We start from the raw sequence: 22,756 nt of genomic DNA, 5'->3' as shown, positions 1-22,756 counted from the left end.
TGACTCAAAACGGTTCCCCGCCGGGAGCCCCGCGCCGCGACCCGCGGCGTCCACGTCAACGGAGGAGTGCCCATGGCCGCGCCCGTTCGCAAGTCCGATGCGCAGTGGAAGGACGAACTCACCCCCGAGCAGTACGCGATCTGCCGGTGTTCGGCCACCGAGCCACCCTTCACCGGTGCGTTCTGGAACCACCACGCGGATGGCCTCTACGGCTGTGTCGCCTGCGGCGCGGCGCTGTTCGATTCGTCGTCCAAATACGACTCCGGCAGCGGCTGGCCGAGCTATTGGCAGCCGGTGGCGCGCGAAGCGCTGGCGCTCAAGGAAGACGGCTCCCATGGCATGCGCCGAACCGAGGTCTGCTGCGCCGCATGCGATTCGCATCTGGGCCACGTTTTCCCCGACGGGCCGAAGCCCACGGGGTTGCGCTACTGCATCAATTCGGCGGCGCTCCGCTTCACGCCGCGGTGAGGCCGCGGAGGTGGGCCACGCTGCATTCGCGCAGCGCGGTGAGGCTGTAGCCGCCCTCGAGCACCGACACGAGCCGACCGCTGCAGTGGCGGGCCGCCACGTCGGCGAGTTCGGCCGAGAGCCAGCGGTAGTCCTCCGCCGTCAGTTCGAGGTCGGCGAGGGGGTCCAGCCGATGGCCGTCGAAGCCTGCCGACACGAGCAGCAGCTGGGGCCGGAAGGCCTCCAGCGCCGGCAGCAGCCTGGCGCGCCAGGCGTCGCGGAACACGGCGCTGCCCGCGCGCAGCGGCAGCGGGGCGTTGACCACGTTGCCGACTCCCGTATCGCTCTCCAGGCCGGTGCCCGGATAGAGCGGGTGCTGGTGCGAGCTGAGGTAGGCCACGCGCGGCTCAGCAGCGAATATCGCCTCGGTGCCGTTGCCGTGGTGCACGTCGAAGTCGATTACGGCAACGCGGGACAAGCCATGCGCATGCACCGCGTGGGCTGCGCCGATGGCGATGCCGTTCAGCAGGCAGAAACCCATGGCCGTCTCGCGCGTCGCGTGGTGGCCCGGAGGCCGCACGGCGCAGAAGGCGTGCGCCACTTCGCCGGCCATCACGGCATCGACGGCCGCCACCACCGCACCGGCGGCGCGCCGGGCGGCCTCGGGCGATTCCGGCGACATCGCCGTGTCGGGGTCAAGGCGAACGAGCGCCTCGCCGTCGAAGCGGGCGTCGAAGATCGCGTCGACCAGCGCCTTGGCGTGCACGCGTTCGGCCGCCTCGCGGCTCGCCAGTGGCGCCTCGACCCATTCGAGGGGCTGGATGGCCGCGCGGATCGCCTCGGTGACGGCCTGGAGCCGCGCCGGGCACTCCGGGTGGCCAAGACCGGGCTGGTGGGCGAGGCAGGCCGCGTGCGTGTAGACGCGCATCAGCGCCGGCGGTCATGCCGCCAAAGCACTTCGCCGTGGCCGCTCTCGCGGGCGAGTACCCGGCACAGCACGAAGAGCAGGTCGGAGAGCCGGTTGAGGTAGCGGATGGCTTCCGGACGCACCGCATCGTGGTGCGAGAGCGTCACCACCTCGCGCTCGGCGCGGCGGCAGATGGTGCGCGCGAGGTGCGCCTGCGCGGCCGCCATGCCGCCGCCGGGCAGGATGAAATCCTTCAGCGGCGGCAGGTCGGCGTTGAAGCGGTCGAGCGTGTCCTCGAGCGCCTGGATGTCGGCGTCGAAGATGGCCGCATGGCCGGGGATGCAGAGCTCGCCGCCGAGGTCGAACAGCTGGTGCTGCACGGCCACGAGCACGTTGCGGATCGGGTCGGGGATTTCGCAGGCCAGCACGATCCCGATGGCGCTGTTGGCCTCGTCGACGGTGCCGTAGGCGGTGACGCGGGCGGAATCCTTCGAGACGCGCGCCCCATCACCAAGGCCAGTGCTGCCGTCGTCGCCGGTGCGGGTGTAGATCTTGGAGAGGCGGTTGCCCACTCGGGAGTCCTGTCGTCGAAGGGAGCGCGCAGTCTCGTCCGTCGCGCGTCGCGGTGGCGTCAGTCGGTCTGGGCTTCGGTTGCCGGCAGGCGGGTGAACAGGGGCTGCAGGGCGACATGCACGGCCGCGATCATGCCGGTCCACGCGAACGCGACCTGCGCGTACGGCATCAGCCAATCGGCGTAGTTCTTCGCCCAGCCGCCGAGCGTCGGCTCGGCCACGCTGCTGCTGAACCAGTAGAAGCCGCCCTGCGCGAGCAGGTGGCAGGCGGCGGTGCCGACCGCCAGCGCCAGCACGAGGCGGCCAAGCAGCGCCCAGCGCGGCGTGAGGCCGGCCGAGGCGGCCCACTGGCCGGCCCCCATCATCGCGGCATGCGCCGGCAGCAGGAACCAATAACCCGGCGACACGCAGTAATGCGACCAGAAATCCACGCCGGTCGACGAGATGACGAGGTAATCGACCACCACGGCCAGCGCCATCAGGGCCGGGAAGGCCCAGCGCTGGTGGCCGGCGAGGTAGACGCCCGAGGCGAAGAACACCGCCCACGACGCATCCGGGATGGCGCCGAAATGATGGGCGCGCGTGGCGGCCATGAGCAGGGCGAGGGCAGCGAACACCGCGAGAGCGGGGCGGACGGCAAGGCGCATGGAGGCGAGTCGGCAACGGAAGCGAAGGCCGAGAGTCTAGCCGATGCCCCGGCCGCCGTGACCGGCCGACGACCTCGGCGTGGGGAGGGCCGCGTATCCTTGCGCGCCATGGAGACCCGCGATTTCGACGTGGTGGTGGTGGGCGGCGGCCTGGTCGGCTGCAGCCTGGCGTGTGCCTTGGCCCCGTTGGGCCTGTCCGTGGGGTTGGTGGATGCCGGGGGTGGGCCCACGCCGCTGGCGGCCGACCCGCGAAAGCTGGCGCTGGCGTCGGCGAGCCTCAACGCCCTCTCGCGCCTCGGCGTGCTGGCACGCCTCGTCACGCCGCCGACGCCCATCGAACGGCTGCACGTCAGTCGCGAAGGCGATTTCGGCGTGCTCGAGGTCGCCGCGCGGGACGTCGGACGCGACGCCTTCGGCGGCGTGGTGCTGGCGGGCGATCTCGGCGCCGCGCTTCAAGCGGCCGTCGCGGCGCGTCCGGACGTGGTGGCGGTGCGCGGCACGGCGTCGCTGGCCGGTGCGGTCGGCGACGGCGGGCGGACGCTGGACATCCATCCGGTCGCCGGCGACCCCGCGACGGCTGAGGAACGCTGGCGTGCGCGGCTCGTCGTCGCCGCCGACGGCACGGCCTCGCCGCTGCGGGCGGCCGCGGGCATCGGCGTCGACACCCACGACTACGGCCAGACCCTGATCGTCACCTCGGTCCGCATGGGGGGCGCGGTGCCCGGCGTGGCCTACGAGCGACTGACCTCGACCGGCCCCTGCGCGCTGCTGCCGATGGCGGGCGGTCGCCATGGCGCCCTCATGGGCGTGGCCAGTGACGAGGCCGATGCCGTGATGGCCTTTGACGATGAGGCTTTCGCCCGGGCCTTCCAGCGTCGCGTCGGTTGGCGAGCCGGTGCCGTGCGCGAGGTCGGTGCGCGCAGCGCGTGGCCCCTGCGTCGGCTGGTGGCGGCGTCGCTGGTGGCCGCGCGTCTGGTGCTGGTCGGCAATGCCGCGCAGACGATCCATCCGATCGGCGCGCAGGGCTTCAACCTCGGATTGCGCGACGCCCTCAGCCTCGTCGATGCGCTGGCCGAAGCACGCGACGGTGGCGCCTCGGACCCTGGGAGCGCAAGCGTGCTGTCGAGCTACGTCGAGCGTCGCCGGGTCGACCGCGACGAGACCCTGGCCTTCAGCGATGGTCTCGCCCGGATCACCTCGGGCGAGTCGCCCGTTCACCGCCTCGGACGCAGCCTTGGCCTCGCCGCGATGAACCTCGATGCCGGGCTGCGCGCTCGGTTTGTCGCCGGCGCGATGGGCTTCCGTGGCCGGGTGCCGACACTGGCGAGGGACGCCGCATGAGCAATGCGAGCGAGCGCGGTTGCCTCGATGCCGTCGTCGTCGGTGCGGGCATCGTCGGCAGCGCGTTGGCCCTCGGGCTGAAGCGCCGCGGCCTCGATGTCGCCGTGGTCGAAGCGACGCCAGCGGCCCTCTGGCGCGCCGAGTCGCCGGACCTGCGCGTCTACGCGATTGCTCCGGACAGCGAGGCCCTGTTGGCCGCGCTGGGCGTCTGGCCGGCGGTGCGGGCCGCGCGCGCGCAACCTTACGCGGCGATGCAGGTGTGGGACGCCGGTGGCGGCGCGCCCCTGCGTTTCGACGCCGCGGCGCTGGGCGTGCCGCGCCTCGGCCACATCGTCGAGCACGGGCTGCTGGTCGACCGCCTGCAAGCCGCCCTCGCGGCCGCCGACGTGCCGAGGATCGACGCCGCGGTCGAGGGCATTGATGCCGGCGAGGACGACGTGACCTTGCGACTCTCCGGCGAGCGTCGCGTCCGTGCCGCCTGGGCCTTTGGCGCGGATGGCGCCGCCTCTGCCGTGCGCGGCTTGGCGGGGATCGACGTCGATGCCCGCGACTACGGGGCCAAGGGCGTGGTGGCCTACCTTCGAGCGGAGCGCCCGCACGAGGCGACCTGCTGGCAGCGCTTCCTGCCCAGCGGCCCGCTGGCCCTGCTGCCCTGCGCCGATGGCCGCGTCTCGATCGTCTGGTCGCTGCCGCAGGCCGAGGCCGAGCGTCTCGTGGCCGTGCCGGAGGCGCAATTCAATGCCGAGATCACCCGCGCCTCCGACCGCGTGCTCGGCGATCTCGCGCTCGATTCGCCGCGCGTCGCTTTCGCCTTGAAGCGCCAGCTCGCCACCCGTCCCCGCGAGGGGCGGGTCGCGCTGCTCGGCGATGCCGCCCACGCCGTGCACCCGCTGGCGGGGCAGGGCGTGAACCTGGGGCTGCGCGACGTCGGTGAGCTGCTGTCGGGCATCGACGAGGCGCTGTCGCGTCGCCGCGCGCCGATCTCGGAACCGGTACTCGCCCGCTGGGCGCGGCGCCGCCACAGCGAGAACGTCGTCTCGGCGCGCGCCTTCGAGGCCATCCACGACGTCTATTCGAACGCGGCGATGCCGGCCGTTGCCTTGCGCGGCTGGGCACTCGCCGCGGGCAACCTGCCGCCGCTCAACCGCCTGCTCTGGGGCCATGCCGCCGGAGGCGCGCGATGAGCGCCGAGGCCCACGAGCGCACCGGCGCCGGCTATCGCCGCGAGGCCTTGCTGCACGCGCAGGCGAAGACCTGGGAGGCCGTCAACGCCATCGGTCGGCGCGTGCGGCCGGGCATGCGCGAGAGCGAGGCCAAGGCCCTGGCCGGCGCGGTGCTGGCCGAGTTGGGTTACCAGCGGCGTTGGCACCCGGACATCGTGCGTGTCGGCCCCAACACCCGGCTGATGTGGAAGGAACGCTCGCCCGTCGACGCCGTGCTCGGCGAGAACGACCTGTTCTTCGTCGACCTCGGGGCGGTGTGGGACGGCCACGAAGGCGATGCCGGCACCACCTTCGTCGTGGGCGAGGACGAAACCATGCGCGCCTGCGCCGAGGCCTGCCGCGAGCTGTGGGATCGCGTCGCCGCCGCGTGGCGCGAGCTGCGGCCTACGGGGCGCGAGCTCTACGCCTTCGCCAAGCGCGAGGCCACGGCGATGGGCTGGGTGTTCAACCACGAGGTGAAGGGGCATCGCGTCGGGGACTTCCCGCACGCCATCTACAAGGCGCCGGAGCTCGGGGCCATCGGCCACGAGCCTGGCGATGCGCTGTGGATCCTCGAGATCCAGATCCGTCATCCGGAGCGGCCGATCGGCGCCTTCCACGAGGACCTGCTCGCGCGCTGAGCGCGGCCGACCAATAAAAAACCCGCCTTGCGGCGGAACGATGCCCAATAAAAAACCCGCCTCGCGGCGGGTTCTTCGATATCTGGTGCCCAGGAGAGGACTCGAACCTCCACGGTTTTACCCGCTAGTACCTGAAACTAGTGCGTCTACCAATTCCGCCACCTGGGCAGGTGCCTCGCAACGCCGGAGCGCTGGAAGGCCGCGAAGATTACGGGCCAAGCTCGGGCCTGTCAACGCCCAGCCGTCGTCGCGCGGTATGCTGCGGCCCATGACCAGATCGAAAGGCAGCCGGGGCAAAGGCCCTGGCAAGGGCCCGGGCGGCACGCCCGGCGGCAGCGGCAGGGGCAAGCCCACGGCAAAGGCCCCATGGATGCCGGAGGTGACGCGCACCAGCGGCCGTCCCGGCCCCCGTCCTCGCAGCTACGACCCCTACGGCGTCGACGCCTCCACCGGCGCGCCCGCCGCTGGCCGAGGCGGGGTCGACCCGCACGCGGGCCGTGAAGCGCAGCGCTACGACAACCCCATCACCAGCCGCGAAGCGATCCTCGCGCACCTGGTCGCGGCGCCGGGCCCCGTCACCGCCGACGAGCTGGCCAAGGCCTTCGCGCTGGAAGCGCCCGACCGCTTCGAAGCGCTGTCGAAGCGCCTCGCCGCGATGGTGCGCGATGGCCAGCTGCTGCTGAACCGTCGCGGCGGCTTCGCCCCGGCCGAGCGCCTCGATCTCATCGCCGGCCGCGTCATCGCCAACCCGGACGGTTTCGGTTTCCTTAAGCCCGAGGACGGCAGCGACGACCTGTTCCTGGCGCCGAACGAGATGCGCAAGGTCATGCACGGCGACCGCGTGCTGGGCTGCGTCACCGGCGTCGATCGTCGCGGTCGCCGCGAAGGGGCGGTCGTCGAGGTGCTCGAACGCCGCCTGACGCGCGTGATGGGGCGTTTCGAGGAGCGCGCCGGTATCGGCTACGTGGTGCCGGACGACCGCCGCATCCTCGCCGAGGTGCTGATCCCGCCACTGGCCCGCAACGGCGTCAAGGAAGGCCAGCGCGTGGTCGCCGAGATCACCGCGCCGCCCGAGCACGGTCGTCCGCCGTTCGGGCGCATCCTGGTCGTGCTGGGGGACCGGCTCACGGCCTCGCGCGTCGTCGAAGCGGCCATCCATACCCACAACCTGCCGCATGAGTTCCCGCAGGAAACGCTGCAGGAAGCCGAGGCCGTGCCGCTCGAGGTGCCGGCCGACGTCGCCGCCAAGCGCGTCGACTTGCGCCACGTGCCGCTGGTCACCATCGACGGCGAGGACGCCAAGGACTTCGACGATGCCGTGTGGTGCGAGGCGGACGGCAAGGGCTTCCGCCTGATCGTCGCCATCGCCGATGTCTCGGCCTACGTGCGCCCGGGCACCGCGCTCGACGCCGAGGCGGTGCAGCGCGGCACCTCGGTGTACTTCCCCGGCTTCGTCGTGCCGATGCTGCCGGAGACGCTGAGCAACGGCATCTGCTCGCTGAACCCGAAGGTCGACCGCCTGTGCTTCGTCTGCGACATGCGCGTCGACGTCGACGGCAAGGTGACACGCTCGAAGTTCTACGAGGCGGTGATGCGCTCGCACGCGCGGCTCACCTACACCACGGTGGGCAAGGCGATCGACGGCGACGAGGAGGCGCTGGTGCAGCTCGGTTCGCTGCGACCGCAGATCGAGTCCCTGCACCAGCTCTACCGCGTGCTGTCGAAGGCCCGCGGCGAGCGCGGCGCCATCGAGTTCGAGTCGGGCGAAGTGCGCTTCGTCCTCGACGCCAAGGGCGAGGTGATCCAGGCCGGCATGCTCGAGCGCAACGACGCCCACAAGCTGATCGAGGAGTGCATGATCGCGGCGAACGTCGAGGCCGCGCGCTTCGTCATCCGCAAGAGGATCCCGGCGCCATTCCGCATCCACGACCGCCCGCCGGAGCGCAAGTACACCGAGCTGCTGGAATTCCTGATGGAGTTCGGCCTCAAGCTGCCGCCGTGGCAGAAGGTCGAGCCCAAGGACTTCACTGCCCTGCTGCGCAAGGTGCGCAAGCGCCCGGACGCCGCGCTCCTGGAGACGGTGCTGCTGCGGTCGCAGAGCCTCGCGCAGTATTCGATCGAGAACATCGGTCACTTCGGTCTCGCGTTGGAGAGCTACGGCCATTTCACCTCGCCGATCCGCCGCTACCCGGACCTGCTGCTGCACCGCTCGATCAAGCACATCCTCAATGGTGGCAGCGCCAGCGACTTCGCCTACACCGAGAAGGAGATGGGCACGCTCTGCCTGGCCTGCTCGGAGAAGGAGCGCCGTGCCGACGAGGCCGAGCGCGAGGTCGACGAGCGCTACCGCAGCGCGTGGATGGAGCAGCACGTCGGCAGCGATTTCCACGGGGTCGTCAGCGGCGTCACCAGCTTCGGCCTGTTCGTCGAGCTGCTGGAGTCGAAGGTCAACGGTCTCGTCCACGTGACGATGCTGCCGCACGACTACTACCACTTCGACGCCACCCGGAAGACGCTGGCCGGCGAACGCCGGGGCCTGGCGTGGTCGCTCGGCGATACGGTGCGGGTGAAGGTGTTGCGCGCCTCGGTGGAGGACCGCCGCATCGACTTCAAGCTGGTGCTGCCGGACGAGATCGACACCCCGCGCAAGGGCGGCACGCCGACCGCGCGCCCGCATCCCAACGCCAAGGCGCCGCGCGGTGCGGCGAAGGCTGGCCCCGGAAAGCCCGGCGGCAAAGGCAGCGCGGCCAAATCGAAGGCCGGCAAGTCCCGCCGCTGACGAACACGACACGGAATCCCCCATGAGCAAGACCAGTTGGATCGTCGGCATCAATGCCGTGGCCTCCGCCCTCGAGCACGACGTCGCCAACGTGCGCGAAGTGCTGATGGAAAACGGTGGCAAGAACCCGCGCCTGTCCGAGATCGAGAAGGAGGCCGTCGACTGCGGCATCCCGGTGCGCAAGGTCAACACGCAGGCGCTGGAAGGCATCGCCGGTGGCACGCGCCACCAGGGCGTGGCGGCGCGCTACGAGGCGGCCAAGCTGCTCGACGAGAAGGACCTGAAGGGCCTGATCGAAGGTGCGGAGGGCAAGGCCCTCGTCCTGGTGCTCGATGGCGTGCAGGACCCGCACAACCTCGGCGCCTGCCTGCGCAGCGCGGCCGCGGCCGGCGTGACCTGCGTCGTGATCCCGAAGGACAAAGCCGTCGGCGTCACGGCTACGGTGCGAAAGACCGCCGCCGGCGCCGCCGACCGCATCGCGCTGGTGCAGGTGACCAACCTCGCCCGCGCGCTGCGCGAGCTGAAGGACCTCGGCGTGTGGCTTTACGGCTTCGCGGGCGAAGCCAAGGCCTCGTTCTATTCGCTGGACCTCAAGGGCAATGTGGGCCTCGTGCTCGGGGGCGAGGGTGACGGCCTGCGCCGCCTCACCGGTGAGACCTGCGACCAGCTCGTCCGCATCCCGATGCCGGGCGACATGGAAAGCCTCAACGTCTCCGTGGCGACCGGCGTCGCGCTGTTCGAGGCGGTCCGTCAGCGGGGTGCCGCATGAGCCTGCAATGGTTCGACTTCGTCGGCATGGCCGGCATCGGCTTCGTGCTGCTGGCCTACGCGCTGCTGCAGGCGGGCAAGCTGCAGGGCAGCTCGATCGGCTACCAGCTCGCCAACCTGTTCGGGTCGATCTTCATCCTCGTGTCGATTTTCGGGTCGCCGGCGCCGATCACCGAGGTGCTCACGCCCTTCCTGATGCAGATCGCGTGGATCGCGATCAGCCTCTACGGGCTCTGGCGCGGCCTGGTCGAGCGCGCGGCGAAACTGCGCGCCCCGAAGGCGGCGGCCTGAGGCTCGGCGCTTCGGCTTTTTCGCCGCCTTCGGCTTCGTTGGCGGCAGGCTCAGGCCGGCGTTCAGTCTTGCGCCGCGCGCAGCAGGTCGTGGTCGTTGAACTGCTTCCAGCGGTTCATCACCGCGCAGAACAGCTGGGCCGTGCGCTCGGTGTCGTACACCGCCGAGTGCGCCTCGTTGCCGTCCCAAGGCAGGCCCGCGGCCTGGCAGGCCTTGGCGAGCACCGTCTGGCCGTAGGCCATGCCCGCGAGCGTCACAGTGTCCATCGTGCTGAACGGATGGAAGGGGCTGCGCTTGTGGCCCACGCGGGCGATCGCCGCGTTGAGGAAGCCGAGGTCGAAGTGGGCGTTGTGGCCAACGAGGATCGCGCGCTGGCAGCCGTTGCGCTTCGCCGCCGCGCGCACCGGGGTGAAGATGCGGTCCAGCGCGAGTTTCTCGGGTTGCGCGTCGCGGAACGGGTGGTCGAGCTGGATGCCGGTGATCTCCAGCGACTTCGGGTCGATCTCGAGGCCGGGCGCGGGCTCCACGTGCACGCTCACGGTCTCGCCGGGGAACAGGAAGCCCTCGTCGTCCATCTCGATCGGCACGGCGGCGATTTCCAGCAGGGCGTGGCGCGCCGATTCGAACCCACCGGTCTCCACATCGACGACGACGGGAAGGAAACCGCGGAACCGCGAGGCCATCGGCGGCGCGCCGGTGGCGGCGGGCGTGCCCTGCGGGCCCTGTTCGTCGAAATCGCTCATGCGCGCAGGATAACAGCGCCCCGCGCGTGCCCGATTCAGCCGTGCTCGGCCAACTGTGCGACGACCCAGGCTTCCGCGCTCTCGAGGTCCTCGAAGGCCCTGAAGCGTGCTTCGCGGCCGAAGGCCGCGGCATAGCGGGGAAGCAGCAGGTTGCGGCCTTCGACGTCTGCCGCCACCACGTAGGCGTTGACCGTGGGGATCAGTCCGGACGCCCGCCACTCGTCGAGCAGGCGGGTGAAGGCCTGCAGCGCCTCGGGCGTGGCGAGCATGCTGCCATGGAAGGTGCTGATGTGGCCGAACGGGCCATCGGCCGCCATGGCGGCCATGACCGGCGTGTAGGCCGACCGCATCGCCGCCACCGCCTCCGCGTTGAGCGGCCCGTTCGCTTCGAAGTAGACCACCCTGCCATGTGGATGCACCTCGATCCGCCCGTGGGGTGGGAACAACGGGTCGTCCCGATGGCGGATTGCCACCGCGCTACTCGCTGGTCTTGTCGGCTTTCTCGCGACTGCCGCTCATCGCCTCGCCATGCACGAGGAACCAGGTGTTCTCGGCGATGTTGGTGGCGTGGTCGCCGATGCGCTCGATGTTCTTCGCCATGAACAGCAGGTGCGTGCAGGGCGTGATCTGCCTGGGGTCCTCGGCCATGTAGGTGAGCAGCTCGCGGAACAGGCTGGTGTAGGCGGCATCGAGCTCGGCATCGCGGTCGCGCATCGCGGCGGCGCGTTCGGCATCGCGCAGGCGGTAGGCCTCGAGGGCTTCGGCCAGCAGCTCGGAGGCAAGGGTGGCAAGGGCAGGAAGGCCGCGGGCCGGGGCCACCGGTGCGCTCTGGTTCAGCACCATCGAACGCTTGGCCACGTTCGAGGCGTAGTCGCCGATGCGTTCGATGTCGGCCGCGATGCGCAGTGCGGCGTAGACCTCGCGCAGGTCGCGGGCCATCGGCTGGCGCAGGGCGAGCACGCGCAGCACGTCGTTGGAAATGACCTGCTCCAGCTCGTCGATGGCGTCGTCGTTGATGGTGACGCGCTCGGCGGCCTTGCTGTCGCGGCGTTGCAGCACGTCGATGGCGGCCTCGATCTGGCCCAGCGCCATCTCGCCCATCCGGGTGATCTCGCCATTGATGCGCTCGAGCTCGGCGTCGAAGCTCTTGACGATGTGTTCGGTGCCCATGGTGCGCTCCTGGCTCAGCCGAACCGGCCGGTGATGTAGTCCTCGGTCTGCTGCTTCGAGGGCTTGGTGAAGATCTGCTGGGTGACGCCGTGCTCGACCAGTTCGCCCAGGTACATGAAGGCGGTGAAATCGGAGCAGCGGGCGGCCTGCTGCATGTTGTGGGTGACGATCAGGATCGTGAACTGCTGCTTCAGCTCGGCGATCAACTGTTCGATCTTGCCGGTGGCGATCGGGTCGAGGGCCGAGGTCGGCTCGTCGAACAGGATCACCTCGGGCTTCAGTGCGACGGCGCGGGCGATGCACAGGCGCTGTTGCTGGCCGCCGGAAAGGCCCAGCGCGCTCTGCTTGAGCTTGTCCTTGACCTCGTCCCACAGGGCGCCCTGGCGCAGGGCCTGCTCGACGCGATCATCCATGTCGGACTTCTTCAGCTTCTCGTAGTGGCCGATGCCGTACGCGATGTTGTCGTAGATCGACATCGGGAACGGGACGGGCTTCTGGAACACCATGCCGATCTTGCTGCGCAGGCGGTTGATCGGGTACTTGGCGTCCAGCAGGTTCTGGCCGTCGAGCAGGATCTCGCCCTCGGCGCGCTGGCCCGGGTAGATCGAATAGATTTTGTTGAAGATGCGCAGCAGCGTGGACTTGCCGCAGCCCGACGGCCCGATCAGCGCGGTGACGCGCTTCTCCGGCACGGTGAGGTTGATGTCCTTCAGCGCACGATAGTCGCCGTAGAAGAAGTTCAGGTTCTTCGCGACCAGCTTGGCCGGCGAAGCCGTGGCGGGCTCGCCACCGGCGACGGCGGTCTGCAGGGCGATCGGGGCGTTAGTCATTGGCGATCTTCTTGCGCAGCAGGAGGGTGCGGGCGGTGATGCTGACCAGCAGGACGAAGCAGGTGATGAGGAAGGCGCCGGCCCACGCCAGCAGCTGCCAGTTCTCGAACGGGCTCATGGCGAACTGGTAGACCGTGACCGGCAGGTTGGCCATCGGCTCGCCCAGGTCGAGGTTCCAGAAGCTGTTGTTGAAGGCCGTGAACAGCAGCGGCGCCGTCTCGCCTGAGATGCGGGCGAGGCCGAGCATGACGCCGGTGAGGATGCCGGACAGCGCGGCGCGGTAGAGCACGTGCACGGTGACCTTCCACTGCGGGATGCCGAGCGACAGCGCCGCCTCGCGCATCTGCGCGGGCACGAGGCGCAGCATCTCGTCGGTGGTGCGCACGACGACCGGCAGCACGATGAAGCCCAGCGCCACGGCACCGGCGATGGCCGAGAAACCCGAGACGCCGATCAGCCAGTCGGCCAGGCCGGCGAGCCAGCCCTGTTGCCCGGCCTCCGTGGACTGGATGGCCGTCGCCACCTGGCGCGGCGTGCCGATCAGCACCATGTAGACGAACAGGCCCAGCACGATCGACGGCGCCGACAGCAGGATGTCGTTCACGAAGCGGATGACGCCGCCGATCTTGCGGAAGTTGGCGTACTCGGCGAGGTAGGTGCCTGCCGCGATGCCGACCGGGGCCGCCATCAGCACGGCCAGCACGCACATCACGATGCTGCCGACGATGGCGTTCAGCAGGCCACCCACGCCCACCTCGGCGCCCGGGGGCGGCGTCATCTCGGTGAACATCGCGAGGCTGAGGCCGTTGATGCCTTTCGAGAGCGTCGTGAAAAGGATCCAGACCAGGAAGAACAGGCCCACGAGCGCCGCCGTGCCCGAGAGCACGAGGGCGAGGGCGTTGACGAAGCGGCGACGCTGGAACAGGCGCTCGGAGACGGCGATATCCATCACTTGCCCCCCCGGCGCTGCAGGCTCATCAGCATCAGCTTGGCGATGCTGAGGACGATGAAGGTCACGATGAAGAGCACGAAGCCCAGCGCCAGCAGCGAGCTGCGGTGCAGGTCGGCGAAGGCTTCGCCGAACTCGTTGGCGATGGTCGCGGCGATCGAGCTGGAGGGTTCGAGCAGGTTGGCGAGGCGGTTGGCGTTGCCGAGCACGAAGGTGACGGCCATCGTTTCGCCCAGCGCGCGGCCGAGGCCGAGGAAGATGCCGCCGATCACCGCCGAACGGGTGTAGGGCAGCACGATGTCCCACACCACCTCGAAGGTCGTCGAGCCCAGCGCGTAGGCCGATTCCTTCAGGCGCGTCGGCACGGTGAGGAAGACTTCGCGCATCACCGAGGCGATGAAGGGGATGATCATGATCGACAGCACGAGGCCGGCGGTGAGCATGCCGATGCCGATCGGCGGGCCGTCGAACCAGGCGCCGATGAGCGGCAGCTGGCTGCCGTACTCGCTGAGCGAGGGGTACACGTACTCGGCGAGGAAGGGCACGAGCACGAACAGGCCCCACATGCCGTAGATGATCGAGGGAATGCCGGCCAAGAGCTCGATGGCGGTGGCCACCGGGCCGCGCAGCCACGGTGGTGCGACCTCGGTCAGGAAGAGGGCGATGCCGAAACTGATCGGCACGGCGATCAGCAGGGCGATCCCGGCCGTGATCAGCGTGCCGACGATGGGGGCGAGGCCGCCGAAGACGAGGTTGCCCGGATCCCAGTTGTCCGAGCTCAGGAAGCTCCAGCCGAAGGTGCCGATGGCCTCTCGGCCGCCCCAGGCCATGGTCAGGGCGGCGCCGATCAGGCTGATGAGCACGAAGAAGCCGGCGGCCGCCACGGTCCAGCGGAAGAGGCGGTCGGCGCGCGCGTCGCCGCGGGCCAAGTGGTCGAGTTGGGACGTGGCGGACGCCATCAGGTTCGTACCGGGAAAGTCAGATCAGGACGCCCGCGTGCGGTGGCGCGGGCGTTGGATCACGCCCGGCGCGGGCCGGGCGTTGCGGACGCGATTGTACCCGTCCTTCAGAACGTGAAGTTCTGGGCCCAGTAGCCCTCGACCTGGGTGACGAGGGTATCGGGCAGCGGCACATAGCCGAGCTCCTCGGCGCGGGCGTCGCCGTTGGCGTAGCCCCACTGGAAGAACTCCAGCGCCGCCCGGGCCTTGGCCGGGTTCGACGGGGCCTTGCTGACGAGGATGAAGTTGGTGGCGGCGATCGGCCATGCCTCGGCGCCCGGGGCGTTGGTGATCACGAGGTGGAAGTCCTTGGCGTTCGCCCAGTCGGCACTGGCGGCGGCGGCCTGGAAGCTGGCGATGCTCGGGGCGACCCAGTTGCCGGCGGCGTTCTGCAGGCTCACCGTGGTCAGGTTGTTCTGCAGCGCGTAGCTGAGCTCGACATAGCCGATCGCGCCGCTGAGCTGCTTGGTGTAGGCGGCCACGCCTTCGTTGCCCTTGCCGCCGACGCCGGTCGGCCACTTCACGGCCGTCGCCGCCTGACCCACACCCTCGACCCAGGCGGGGCTGACCTGGCCGAGGTAGTTGACGAAGTTGAAGGTGGTGCCCGAGCCGTCCGAGCGGTAGACGATCTTGATGTCGGCCTCGGGCAGGGTGACGCCCGGGTTGATCTCGACGATGGCCGGGTCGTTCCACTTGGCGACCTTGCCGAGGTAGATGTCGGCCAGCAGCGGGCCGGTCAGGCGCAGCTGGTTGGCGGCGATGCCCTCGAGGTTGACCACCGGCACCACCCCGCCGACCACCGACGGGAACTGGCCGAGGTTCGCCGCGGCCAGCTCCTCCGGCGTCAGCGGGGCGTCGGTCGAGCCGAAGTCGACCGTGCCGGCCTTGGCCTGGGCGATGCCGCCGCCCGAACCGATCGACTGGTAGTTCACCCGGTTGCCCGTGCCCGACGCGTACTCGCTCGACCACTTCGACAGCAGCGGGAACACGAACGAAGCGCCCGCGCCGGTGACGTCGATGGAGGCCGGCCGCGCCGGGGCGGCGCCGGCCTCGCCGTTCGCCGACGGGGCGTCGGACCCGCCACCGCAGGCGGCGAGGAGGCTCGCGGCGCCAAGGGCCAGGGTGGTGCGCATCAGGGTCGAGGTCATGGCGGTGCTCCGTCGGTCGGTTTCAGGATGGTGATGATGCCGCAGGCGCCGGGGGTGAGGCCGGCGCCTGGCGGTTCGGATCGGGTTTGGTTGTGGTCAGCGCTTCAGCTTGGCGGTCCAGTAAGCCTTGACGCGCTCGACCAGCGGATCGGGAAGCGGGACATAGCCCAAGGCCTCGGCCGAGGCATCGCCATTGGCGTAGGCCCACTCGAAATACTTCAGGGTGGCGGCGGCGTTGGCGGGATTGCGCGGATTCGTCGGGACGAGGATGAAGTTGGTGGCCGCGATGGGCCAGCTGTTCTCGCCCGGCGCGTTGGTGATGACCAGGTTGAAGTCCTCGGCCGAAGCCCAGTCGGCGCTGGCGGCGGCGGCGCGGAAGCTGGCGATGCTCGGCTGCACCCAGGTGCCGGCGGCGTTCTGCAGCGCCGCGTAGGTCAGGTTGTTCGTCGTGGCGTAGCTGAGTTCGACGTAGCCGATCGAGCCCTGCAGCTGCTTCACGTAGGCCGAGACGCCCTCGTTGCCGCGACCACCGAAGCCGGTCGGCCAGCGGACGGCCGTTCCGAAGCCGACGCGCTGCTTCCACTCGGGGCTGATCTGCGACAGGTAGTGCACGAAGTTGTAGGTCGTCCCCGAGCCGTCCGAGCGATAGACCACGCGGATGTTGCTGGCCGGCAGGGCCACGCCGGGGTTCAGGGCGCTGATCTTGGGATCGTTCCAGGTCGTGATCTTCCCGAGGTAGATCTCGGCGATCACCGGGCCGGTCAGGCGGAGCTGGCCCGGAGCGATGCCCCGGAGATTGACGACCGGCACCACGCCGCCGATCACCGACGGGAACTGCGCGAGGTTGTTCTGGGCGAGGTCGGCGGGCGCCAGGGGAGCGTCGGTGGAGCCGAAGTCGACCGTTCCGGCCTTGGCCTGGGCGATGCCGCCGCCCGAGCCGATCGACTGGTAGTTGACCCGGCCCTCGCCGGCAGCCGCGTACTCGCTCGACCACTTCGACATGACGGGAAACACGAAGGAGGCGCCGGCGCCGGTGATGTTCTGGGCCTGTGCGGCCAGCGCCGAGGCGGCGACCAGGCCGGCGGCGGCGATCCGGGAAAACGTCTTGAGGTTCACGGGAATCTCCAAAGGCCGGCGCCTTCGGGCGGCCGGCGGGAAGTATGTGTCAGCGCCATGACAGTCCAATGACAGGCCGCCCGGGCGCCGGGCGGCCCGCGGGGGGCTCAGATCGTGATCTGTCCGCGCAGTTCGACGATGTCCGGGTTGTTGTTGATCAGCACGCCCGACTGCACCCGGCTGCTTTCCAGCATCACGTAGTTCATCGAGAGGCGGAAGTTCGAACGGATGTACCAGTTGACGCCCACCGTCCACGACTCCTGCTGCCCGCCGAGCACGGCGCCATCGTTGGCGTCGAGCCGGTCGTAGCGGGCCGCCAGCTGCCACAGGCCCTTGACCGGGTCGCTCGGCAGCGCGGTGGTGTAGATGCCCCCGCGGTAGCCGAACCTGTCGTCGCTCAGCGTGTACAGGCCGGAGACGTACCAGCCGTCGCTCTCGTAGTCCGGGCGGCCATTGCTGCGGCTGACGGTTTGCTTCATGTACTCGCCCATGACCTTGAACGGGCCGTTGAAGTACATGGCTTCAAGGCCACCGATCCGGACGCGGTCGGCGTCGGCCAGCGACACCGAAATGGTGTTCAGGCTGCCGGGCGAGGCATTGTTGTTGAGCGCGATATCCGCCTGCGGACGGATGCCGAGGCTGTAGCGGTCGAGCACGGTGTCATGGTCGACCAACGAGGCGCCGAGGTGCAGCACTTCGCCCGACTCGAGGGCGAGGATCGGCGCCCAGGTGAGGCGGGCGCCGTAGCCGTTGCCGACGCGCTGGTTGACGTTGATCTCGCGGGTGAACCAGGTGCCGGTGGCGGTGACGCTCGGGGTGGCGTACTGCACTTCGGCGCCGACGCGGCGGGCCACGCCGAAGGCGTTGGTGATCATCGCCTTGGAGATGAACTCGTTGTTGCGGGTCGACGTCAGCTCCTCCAGCGAGTTCGGCTGCTTGAACTGGCCGACGCGGTACGTCCAGTCGGCATTGACGCGGCCGCGGTAGTTCACGTCCAGCCAGCGGCCGTTGCGGCCGGTGCCGCGCTGGCCGACAAGGTCGTAGCCGACCTGCCATTCGCCGCCATTGGCCATGCGGCCGCGGAAGATCATCTCGCCGCGGCGGACCTGGCCGTTGTTGGTCAGGGTGTTGGCATTGATCTGGGCCGTCGTGAGGGCCAAGCCGTCGGCGCGGCTGATGTCCTGGTCGTAGTGGTAGCTGTCGAAGTGGATCAGGGCGTCGAAGTAGATCTCGGTGTCGCCGATCACGTCGATCGGCACCTCGGCCAGGGCCGGGGTGGCGAGGGCGGCGGCGAGGGAGGCGGCGAGCAGGGAGCGGGCGAGGCGCATGGCGACGGACACCGTTAGGAGGGTGTGCAGAGCCTATGGACCCAAAGTTACAACCAGATTGCAGTTGCCACGGAATCGACATCCTGCGGTCATGCTGCCGTCGCAAGGCGGGGTATGGGCGCTGGATCGCCTCGCCCTTGGCGGGCTGTCATCGTTTTTTCATGGAGCCGACGGCACCCATTCATGGCGGGCGGACGACCGTGTCATCGGCCCCGCGGTCCAATGGTCGCCCCAACCCCTGAGGACCACCATGCGCCACTCCCTGCTCGCCCTGGCCGCCGCGCTCGCCTCGATGACCGCGTCGGCCGCCACCCCGACCTACAACGCCAACGTGACCGAGGCCGAGGTGGTCGCCGCCCAGGCCGCCTGGTGCAACGCCCTGGTCGCCATCAGCAAGGAAGGCGAGACCCGCGGGCCGGCGGCCGCCAAAGCCCTCGCGGGGCAGGTGCTGGACGCCGCCTACGGCTACAACCTCGGCCCGGTGTTGTTCAAGCCGACGCTCACGGAGGCGCCGCAGACGTTCCGCACGACCCGCGCCGGCGCGCTGGCCTACTTCGTGGGCGGCGATCCGGCCTTCCCGAGGGACACCGGCTTCGCCCTGAAGGGCTGGACCGCCTGCGCGGCCGAGAACGCCGCGATCCACATCAATGGCGACGTCGCGACGACGATGGGCAACGTCATGATCACCGGCAAGGACGGCAACGTCACCACCGTGGATAAGACGTGGACCTTCAAGAAGACCGACGACGGGAAGCTGCGCATCGTGCTGCACCACAGCTCGCTGCCGTATCGCGCCGCGCCCTGAGGCGCGTGCCGGGTCGGCGCGTGGCGGGGCCGAGCCCGTGATCCGCACGCGTCTCGCCATCGCCTTCGCCCTGGTGGCCCTGCTGGCCCTCGTGCAATTCGTGTTCGCCGGATGGGCGGCCTCGTCGGCCGCCCACCACGCTGAGCGCAGCGTGGTGGCGACACGCATGCTCGCCGAGTACCTCGCGCTGGCCGGGGACAAGCAGCGGCTGAAGGTCTGGTTCGCGCAGAAGATGCTGGCCGGCGAAGCGGACTTCGCCGTCCGCGACCGGCTCGTGGCGGCGATGTCGGGACGGGTCGACGCCCTGCGCGCCCTTGCCGCGCGGCTGCCGGCCGACGCGAGGCGCCTCGACGTGGCCGAGCTCGAGACGGTCGGCCTCAACATCGCGACGCTGGAGCGTGCGATCCGGGACGCCGAACGGCCCGGCGTCGACCTGCCGCCCGCCGAGCGTTGGCGGACTGTGATGCTGGCCTTCGACGAGCTGGCCGGCCGCGACATGCGCGAGCTGCTGCGCCAGGCGGTCGACCGCCACGAGGCGGCCAGTCGCGGGGAAGCGGAGCGGCTGGCCGAGGTGCTGGCCCGCATCCGTGCCGTCAACGCGCTCCTCGCCGTCAGTGTGCTGTTAATGGCCGCCTTGGCGGTGGCGTACTTCGTGCGCCGCCTGGATGGGCCGTTCGCGAAGCTGGCGCGGACGGCGGAGGCGCTGGCCGCTGGCGATTTCGGTGCGCGCGCCGCTCTCGAGGGGCGCGACGAGTTCGCGCGCATCGGCAGCCTGATGGATTCGATGGCGGAACGGCTGTCCGACGCCCACGAGCGCAGCGCCGCCCTGCAGCACCAGCTCGACGGGGTGGTGACCGACCGTACTCGCGCCCTCACCCAGGCCTACGAGTCGCTGCTCGGGATCGAGTCGCGGCGCCGCCAGTTCCTCGCCGAGCTCAGCCATGAGCTGCGCACGCCGGTGACCGTCATCCGCGGCGAGGCCGACCTTGCGCTGCGCAACCCGGGCGATGCCGACGAACAGCGCGCGGCCCTGCGGCGCATCGTCGAGGCGGCCAGTGAGCTTGGGGGCCGCGTCCAGGACCTGCTCGACGCGGCGCGCGGCGAGTCGTTGGCCTACGCGATGGCGCCCGGTCGCCATGCGCTCCGCGACGTCGTCTGCCCTGCGGTGGCGCAGATGCAGGCGGTCGCGGCCCATCGCCATGTCACCCTCGCGTTCGACGCCGACGGCGTTCCAGAGGATGCTGGCGTCGAGGTCGACCGTGAGCGGATGCAGCAGGCGCTGGTGGTCGTTCTTGACAACGCCATCCGCTATTCCCCGGCGGGTACCCGGGTGCAGGTCACCGTCACCCCGGAGGGCGACCATTGGGTCGTGCAGGTCGATGACGAAGGGCCTGGCGTGGACGACGACGAGTTGGAGCACGTTTTCGACGCCCACTATCGCGGTCGCGCGGGTCGGACGCTGGACCCCAGGGGCCTCGGGTTGGGATTGGCCATCGCACGGCGGATCATCGAGGCGCAGCGCGGCAGCATCGACCTCCGCCGGCGGGTCCCGCGTGGATTGCGGGCCGGCATCGCCTTGCCGGTCGCGGAGGACGCATGAAGGTCCTGATCGTCGAGGACGACGTCCGCGTCGCCGATTTCCTGCAGCGCGGGCTTCGCGCGGAAGGTTATGCTCCGACGATCGCGAGGAGCGCCGAGGAGGCGCTCCCGCTGCTGCGTCACGGGGCCTACGACGTGGCGCTGTTCGACGTGATGCTGCCGGGCCAGTCCGGCATGGCCCTGTGCCAGCAGGTCCGCGCCGAATGCCTCCCGCTCCCCGTGCTGATGCTTACGGCCATGGGCAGCGTGCAGGAGCGCGTGGCCGGGCTGCGCTGTGGCGCGGACGACTACCTGACGAAGCCCTTCGCATTCGACGAGCTCCTGGCCCGTATCGAGGCGCTGCTGCGGCGTCCGGCGCAGATGGTCCAGCGCGACGCCGAGCTCGCGGTGGGGGGACTCGTCTTCGACCGCGACCGCATGGAGGTGCGGCGCGGCGGCGCCGTGCTGCCCCTCACGGCGAAGGAGTTGGCCCTCCTCGAACTGCTCATGAGCGCGCCGGGCCGCATGTTCAGTCGTGAGCGCATCCTTTCCAACGTCTGGGGTGTCGACTCCGATCCCCTCACCAACGTGGTCGACGTCTACATCCGCCGTCTGCGTGGCAAGCTCGATGAACCGGGCCAGCCGTCCTGGATCACCACGGTGCGCGGCCTCGGCTACCGGCTGGACCCGCCCGGCGGCGTCGCCCCCTGAGCCTCCGCGGTCTACACTCGGGCGTCGATTCGACCGCCGCGGGCGCCAGGAGGCATCGATGGAGGGGCAGGGCAGGATGACGAGGGTGCTGATCGCCGAGGACGACGGCAGCATCCGCGCGGTCCTCAACGCCACGCTGCGCTCGGCGGGCTACCGCGTGCTGGAAGCCGACAACGGCGCGACCGCGTTCGAACTGGCCCTGGAGCACCTGCCCGACCTCGTGCTCTCCGACGTGCTGATGCCGGGGGGCAACGGGCAGGAGCTCCTCGCCGCGCTCCGCGCGGACCCGCGCACTGCCGACCTGCCGTTCGTTTTCCTGACCGGGCTCGACGAACGCGAGGCCATCCGCGCGGGCATGAACCTCGGCGCCGACGATTACCTCACCAAGCCCTTCCGCCCCACCGAGCTCCTGTCGCTGGTGCAGGCCCAGCTGCGGCGGTCGGCGAAGCGCAAGGAAGCGCGCCGCCAGCTCGAGGCCGAGGCCCAGAAGCTGCGCGAGTTCGATTCCGTCACCGGCCTGCCCAACCGCAGTCATTTCCTCGGCCGCCTCGCGTGGGCGAACGATGGTCGGCCCAGCGCCATCCTCGCCAGCATCGCCTTGGGGCAACTGCCGGTGCTCCGGCAGTCGCTCGGCCAGGGGCCGGCCGACGAGGTGATGCGCGAAGGTGCCAACCGGCTGATCGAGAGCGTCCGTGCCCGCCTCGGTGACCACGCCGTCCTGGCGCGCGCGGGCGAGCATCGCTTCGCGCTCGCGATGTCCGGCTTGGAAGACGAGACCCGCATCGAAGCCCTGTTGCGCGACGTCCTCGCACCGCTGGCGCAGCCCATGGCGATCGGCGGTCGCCGCCTTTTCTTCGACGCGTCGGTGGGCGTCGCCGTGCATCCACGCGACGGCGACACCCCGGAGCGCCTCCTCGACAACGCGGAGACGGCCGAACCCGCGACCGCGCCGGGGGGCACCGTCGCCTTCTACTCGGCCGAAAACAGTGCCGCCCGCGGCCGCAGCGTGCGCCTGCTGCAGGACCTGCGCCTCGCCATGGAGCGCGGCGAGCTCAGCCTCGCCTTCCAGCCGCAGATCGGGCTGGCGAGCGAGCGCTTGGTCGGCTTCGAGGCCCTGTTGCGCTGGTACCACGCCGAGCTCGGCCAGGTCGCGCCATCGGAGTTCATTCCGCTCGCCGAGGAATCCGGACTGATCCTCCCCATCGGGAGTTGGGCCTTGCGCGAGGCCGTGCGCCAGCTCAAGGGCTGGCGCGAGGAGGGCCTCGACGTAGGGCGCGTGGCGGTGAACCTGTCACCCCGGCAGTTCGAGGACCCCGGGCTGGTGGACGGCGTGCGCGCCGTGTTGCGGGAGGCCGACCTGCCTCGCGGATCGCTCGAGCTCGAGATCACCGAAAGCGCGGCCTTGCACGATCCCGAACGGGCCATCGTGCTGATGTCGACGCTGCGCGACCTCGGCGTGGCCTTGGCACTCGATGATTTCGGCACCGGCTACTCGAATCTGTCGCAGCTCAAGCGCCTCCCGATCGACGTGTTGAAGATCGATCAGATGTTTGTGCGACAGATCGTCCGCGACGCCGGCGATGCCGCCATCGTCCGCGCCGTCATCGCACTTGCGCATGGCTTCGGATTGAAGGTGGTCGCGGAAGGCGTCGAGGCCCAGTCGCAGGTGATCAAGCTGGCCCAGCTCGACTGCGATATCTGCCAGGGCTACCACTACGGCGCGCCGATGGCGGCCAACGCGGTGGCCGGCTGGATGATGGAACGCGGTTTCGCCTGACGTGTCGC

General features: G+C 70.1%; 23 protein-coding genes and 1 tRNA gene. 11 read left to right on the top strand and 13 right to left on the bottom strand.

What is annotated here, in order from left to right; translation table 11 throughout:
- Positions 1 to 72: 72 nt before the first annotated feature.
- Entirely contained in the window at positions 73 to 468 is a 396-nt protein-coding gene (gene msrB / locus ACYVAK_RS01260) for a peptide-methionine (R)-S-oxide reductase MsrB (RefSeq protein WP_461057177.1), read from the top strand.
- Here the strand turns inward: msrB and ACYVAK_RS01255 are convergent.
- Genes ACYVAK_RS01255 through ACYVAK_RS01245 form a run of 3 tightly spaced genes read right to left on the bottom strand, consistent with a single transcriptional unit; the run spans position 455 to position 2,573 of the window.
- Positions 455 to 1,375 carry a histone deacetylase family protein gene (locus ACYVAK_RS01255; RefSeq protein ID WP_461057175.1) on the bottom strand — a complete coding sequence of 307 codons (921 nt, stop codon included), beginning with the start codon at positions 1,373 to 1,375 and terminating at the stop codon, positions 455 to 457. The two genes, msrB and ACYVAK_RS01255, sit on opposite strands and share 14 nt — an antisense overlap.
- A complete protein-coding gene (locus ACYVAK_RS01250) occupies positions 1,375 to 1,926 on the bottom strand; it encodes a cob(I)yrinic acid a,c-diamide adenosyltransferase (RefSeq protein ID WP_461057173.1) in 552 nt (183 codons plus the stop codon). Before ACYVAK_RS01250 ends, ACYVAK_RS01255 begins: the two co-directional genes overlap by 1 nt.
- 59 nt (positions 1,927 to 1,985) lie before the next feature.
- Positions 1,986 to 2,573, bottom strand: a complete 588-nt coding sequence (locus ACYVAK_RS01245) for a hypothetical protein (protein WP_461057171.1) — start codon at positions 2,571 to 2,573, stop codon at positions 1,986 to 1,988.
- Between the two features lie 108 nt (positions 2,574 to 2,681).
- Here ACYVAK_RS01245 and ACYVAK_RS01240 point away from each other — a divergent pair, with 108 nt between their 5' ends.
- The 3 genes from ACYVAK_RS01240 to ACYVAK_RS01230 are packed head-to-tail and all read left to right on the top strand — an operon-like array spanning position 2,682 to position 5,757.
- Positions 2,682 to 3,914: an FAD-dependent monooxygenase gene (locus ACYVAK_RS01240; RefSeq protein WP_461057169.1), complete on the top strand. Its 1,233-nt coding sequence runs from the start codon at positions 2,682 to 2,684 to the stop codon at positions 3,912 to 3,914.
- Positions 3,911 to 5,098 (top strand): FAD-dependent oxidoreductase, encoded by a 1,188-nt coding sequence (locus ACYVAK_RS01235; RefSeq protein WP_461057168.1) that lies wholly within the window; start codon positions 3,911 to 3,913, stop codon positions 5,096 to 5,098. Before ACYVAK_RS01240 ends, ACYVAK_RS01235 begins: the two co-directional genes overlap by 4 nt.
- On the top strand, positions 5,095 to 5,757 hold the full coding sequence (locus ACYVAK_RS01230; protein WP_461057166.1) for a M24 family metallopeptidase: 663 nt from the start codon (positions 5,095 to 5,097) through the stop codon (positions 5,755 to 5,757). Before ACYVAK_RS01235 ends, ACYVAK_RS01230 begins: the two co-directional genes overlap by 4 nt.
- A gap of 83 nt (positions 5,758 to 5,840) precedes the next feature.
- Here the strand turns inward: ACYVAK_RS01230 and ACYVAK_RS01225 are convergent.
- Positions 5,841 to 5,925: transfer RNA gene (locus ACYVAK_RS01225), tRNA-Leu, on the bottom strand.
- Between the two features lie 100 nt (positions 5,926 to 6,025).
- Here ACYVAK_RS01225 and rnr point away from each other — a divergent pair.
- From rnr to ACYVAK_RS01210, 3 genes are read left to right on the top strand one after another with little or no spacing between them, the layout of a single operon-like run.
- Positions 6,026 to 8,536: a ribonuclease R gene (gene rnr, locus ACYVAK_RS01220; RefSeq protein WP_461057164.1), complete on the top strand. Its 2,511-nt coding sequence runs from the start codon at positions 6,026 to 6,028 to the stop codon at positions 8,534 to 8,536.
- A gap of 22 nt (positions 8,537 to 8,558) precedes the next feature.
- Positions 8,559 to 9,305 carry a 23S rRNA (guanosine(2251)-2'-O)-methyltransferase RlmB gene (rlmB, locus tag ACYVAK_RS01215; protein WP_461057162.1) on the top strand — a complete coding sequence of 249 codons (747 nt, stop codon included), beginning with the start codon at positions 8,559 to 8,561 and terminating at the stop codon, positions 9,303 to 9,305.
- Positions 9,302 to 9,595, top strand: a complete 294-nt coding sequence (locus ACYVAK_RS01210; RefSeq protein ID WP_461057160.1) for a CBU_0592 family membrane protein — start codon at positions 9,302 to 9,304, stop codon at positions 9,593 to 9,595. Before rlmB ends, ACYVAK_RS01210 begins: the two co-directional genes overlap by 4 nt.
- 62 nt (positions 9,596 to 9,657) lie before the next feature.
- Here the strand turns inward: ACYVAK_RS01210 and rnt are convergent, their stop codons facing one another.
- From rnt to ACYVAK_RS01165, 9 genes are all read right to left on the bottom strand, one after another.
- On the bottom strand, positions 9,658 to 10,338 hold the full coding sequence (rnt, locus tag ACYVAK_RS01205) for a ribonuclease T (RefSeq protein WP_461057158.1): 681 nt from the start codon (positions 10,336 to 10,338) through the stop codon (positions 9,658 to 9,660).
- Between the two features lie 35 nt (positions 10,339 to 10,373).
- Positions 10,374 to 10,784, bottom strand: a complete 411-nt coding sequence (locus tag ACYVAK_RS01200) for a hypothetical protein (protein ID WP_461057156.1) — start codon at positions 10,782 to 10,784, stop codon at positions 10,374 to 10,376.
- 31 nt (positions 10,785 to 10,815) lie between these two features.
- Positions 10,816 to 11,508 carry a phosphate signaling complex protein PhoU gene (phoU, locus tag ACYVAK_RS01195; protein ID WP_461057154.1) on the bottom strand — a complete coding sequence of 231 codons (693 nt, stop codon included), beginning with the start codon at positions 11,506 to 11,508 and terminating at the stop codon, positions 10,816 to 10,818.
- A gap of 14 nt (positions 11,509 to 11,522) precedes the next feature.
- Positions 11,523 to 12,338 carry a phosphate ABC transporter ATP-binding protein PstB gene (pstB, locus tag ACYVAK_RS01190; RefSeq protein ID WP_461057152.1) on the bottom strand — a complete coding sequence of 272 codons (816 nt, stop codon included), beginning with the start codon at positions 12,336 to 12,338 and terminating at the stop codon, positions 11,523 to 11,525.
- Positions 12,331 to 13,287 carry a phosphate ABC transporter permease PstA gene (pstA, locus tag ACYVAK_RS01185; RefSeq protein WP_461057150.1) on the bottom strand — a complete coding sequence of 319 codons (957 nt, stop codon included), beginning with the start codon at positions 13,285 to 13,287 and terminating at the stop codon, positions 12,331 to 12,333. The genes pstB and pstA overlap by 8 nt, the downstream gene beginning before the upstream one ends.
- Positions 13,287 to 14,249 (bottom strand): phosphate ABC transporter permease subunit PstC, encoded by a 963-nt coding sequence (gene pstC / locus ACYVAK_RS01180; protein WP_461058600.1) that lies wholly within the window; start codon positions 14,247 to 14,249, stop codon positions 13,287 to 13,289. Before pstC ends, pstA begins: the two co-directional genes overlap by 1 nt.
- A 104-nt stretch (positions 14,250 to 14,353) precedes the next feature.
- Positions 14,354 to 15,433: a phosphate ABC transporter substrate-binding protein PstS gene (gene pstS, locus ACYVAK_RS01175; RefSeq protein ID WP_461057148.1), complete on the bottom strand. Its 1,080-nt coding sequence runs from the start codon at positions 15,431 to 15,433 to the stop codon at positions 14,354 to 14,356.
- Positions 15,434 to 15,529: 96 nt separating this feature from the next.
- A complete protein-coding gene (pstS, locus tag ACYVAK_RS01170; protein WP_461057146.1) occupies positions 15,530 to 16,549 on the bottom strand; it encodes a phosphate ABC transporter substrate-binding protein PstS in 1,020 nt (339 codons plus the stop codon).
- Between the two features lie 107 nt (positions 16,550 to 16,656).
- The gene (locus ACYVAK_RS01165) at positions 16,657 to 17,877 is read right to left on the bottom strand and encodes an OprO/OprP family phosphate-selective porin (RefSeq protein ID WP_461057144.1); all 1,221 of its coding nucleotides are present in this window, start codon (positions 17,875 to 17,877) and stop codon (positions 16,657 to 16,659) included.
- Between the two features lie 250 nt (positions 17,878 to 18,127).
- Between ACYVAK_RS01165 and ACYVAK_RS01160 the strand changes: the two genes are divergently transcribed.
- The 4 genes from ACYVAK_RS01160 (at position 18,128) to ACYVAK_RS01145 (ending at position 22,748) form a co-directional block, all read left to right on the top strand.
- Positions 18,128 to 18,682 (top strand): hypothetical protein, encoded by a 555-nt coding sequence (locus ACYVAK_RS01160; RefSeq protein ID WP_461057142.1) that lies wholly within the window; start codon positions 18,128 to 18,130, stop codon positions 18,680 to 18,682.
- A gap of 37 nt (positions 18,683 to 18,719) precedes the next feature.
- On the top strand, positions 18,720 to 20,282 hold the full coding sequence (locus ACYVAK_RS01155) for a sensor histidine kinase (RefSeq protein ID WP_461057140.1): 1,563 nt from the start codon (positions 18,720 to 18,722) through the stop codon (positions 20,280 to 20,282).
- A complete protein-coding gene (locus ACYVAK_RS01150; RefSeq protein ID WP_461057138.1) occupies positions 20,279 to 20,971 on the top strand; it encodes a response regulator transcription factor in 693 nt (230 codons plus the stop codon). The genes ACYVAK_RS01155 and ACYVAK_RS01150 overlap by 4 nt, the downstream gene beginning before the upstream one ends.
- 76 nt (positions 20,972 to 21,047) lie before the next feature.
- Complete coding sequence (locus tag ACYVAK_RS01145) at positions 21,048 to 22,748, top strand: putative bifunctional diguanylate cyclase/phosphodiesterase (protein ID WP_461057136.1); 1,701 nt, start codon at positions 21,048 to 21,050, stop codon at positions 22,746 to 22,748.
- Positions 22,749 to 22,756 lie beyond the last annotated feature (8 nt).

The sequence above is a fragment of the Silanimonas algicola genome, from assembly GCF_054777375.1.
Note: the sequence above shows the minus strand (reverse complement) of the source record. Positions and strands in the feature narration are given on the sequence as shown.

Bases quoted from the DNA above. Each gene is read 5' to 3' on its own strand.
- msrB (WP_461057177.1), top strand. From the start codon at position 73: ATGGCCGCGCCCGTTCGCAAGTCCGATGCGCAGTGGAAGGACGAACTC.
- ACYVAK_RS01255 (WP_461057175.1), bottom strand. From the start codon at position 1,375: ATGCGCGTCTACACGCACGCGGCCTGCCTCGCCCACCAGCCCGGTCTT.
- ACYVAK_RS01245 (WP_461057171.1), bottom strand. From the start codon at position 2,573: ATGCGCCTTGCCGTCCGCCCCGCTCTCGCGGTGTTCGCTGCCCTCGCC.
- ACYVAK_RS01240 (WP_461057169.1), top strand. From the start codon at position 2,682: ATGGAGACCCGCGATTTCGACGTGGTGGTGGTGGGCGGCGGCCTGGTC.
- ACYVAK_RS01235 (WP_461057168.1), top strand. From the start codon at position 3,911: ATGAGCAATGCGAGCGAGCGCGGTTGCCTCGATGCCGTCGTCGTCGGT.
- ACYVAK_RS01230 (WP_461057166.1), top strand. From the start codon at position 5,095: ATGAGCGCCGAGGCCCACGAGCGCACCGGCGCCGGCTATCGCCGCGAG.
- rnr (WP_461057164.1), top strand. From the start codon at position 6,026: ATGACCAGATCGAAAGGCAGCCGGGGCAAAGGCCCTGGCAAGGGCCCG.
- rlmB (WP_461057162.1), top strand. From the start codon at position 8,559: ATGAGCAAGACCAGTTGGATCGTCGGCATCAATGCCGTGGCCTCCGCC.
- ACYVAK_RS01210 (WP_461057160.1), top strand. From the start codon at position 9,302: ATGAGCCTGCAATGGTTCGACTTCGTCGGCATGGCCGGCATCGGCTTC.
- rnt (WP_461057158.1), bottom strand. From the start codon at position 10,338: ATGAGCGATTTCGACGAACAGGGCCCGCAGGGCACGCCCGCCGCCACC.
- phoU (WP_461057154.1), bottom strand. From the start codon at position 11,508: ATGGGCACCGAACACATCGTCAAGAGCTTCGACGCCGAGCTCGAGCGC.
- pstB (WP_461057152.1), bottom strand. From the start codon at position 12,338: ATGACTAACGCCCCGATCGCCCTGCAGACCGCCGTCGCCGGTGGCGAG.
- pstA (WP_461057150.1), bottom strand. From the start codon at position 13,287: ATGGATATCGCCGTCTCCGAGCGCCTGTTCCAGCGTCGCCGCTTCGTC.
- pstS (WP_461057148.1), bottom strand. From the start codon at position 15,433: ATGACCTCGACCCTGATGCGCACCACCCTGGCCCTTGGCGCCGCGAGC.
- ACYVAK_RS01165 (WP_461057144.1), bottom strand. From the start codon at position 17,877: ATGCGCCTCGCCCGCTCCCTGCTCGCCGCCTCCCTCGCCGCCGCCCTC.
- ACYVAK_RS01160 (WP_461057142.1), top strand. From the start codon at position 18,128: ATGCGCCACTCCCTGCTCGCCCTGGCCGCCGCGCTCGCCTCGATGACC.
- ACYVAK_RS01150 (WP_461057138.1), top strand. From the start codon at position 20,279: ATGAAGGTCCTGATCGTCGAGGACGACGTCCGCGTCGCCGATTTCCTG.
- ACYVAK_RS01145 (WP_461057136.1), top strand. From the start codon at position 21,048: ATGACGAGGGTGCTGATCGCCGAGGACGACGGCAGCATCCGCGCGGTC.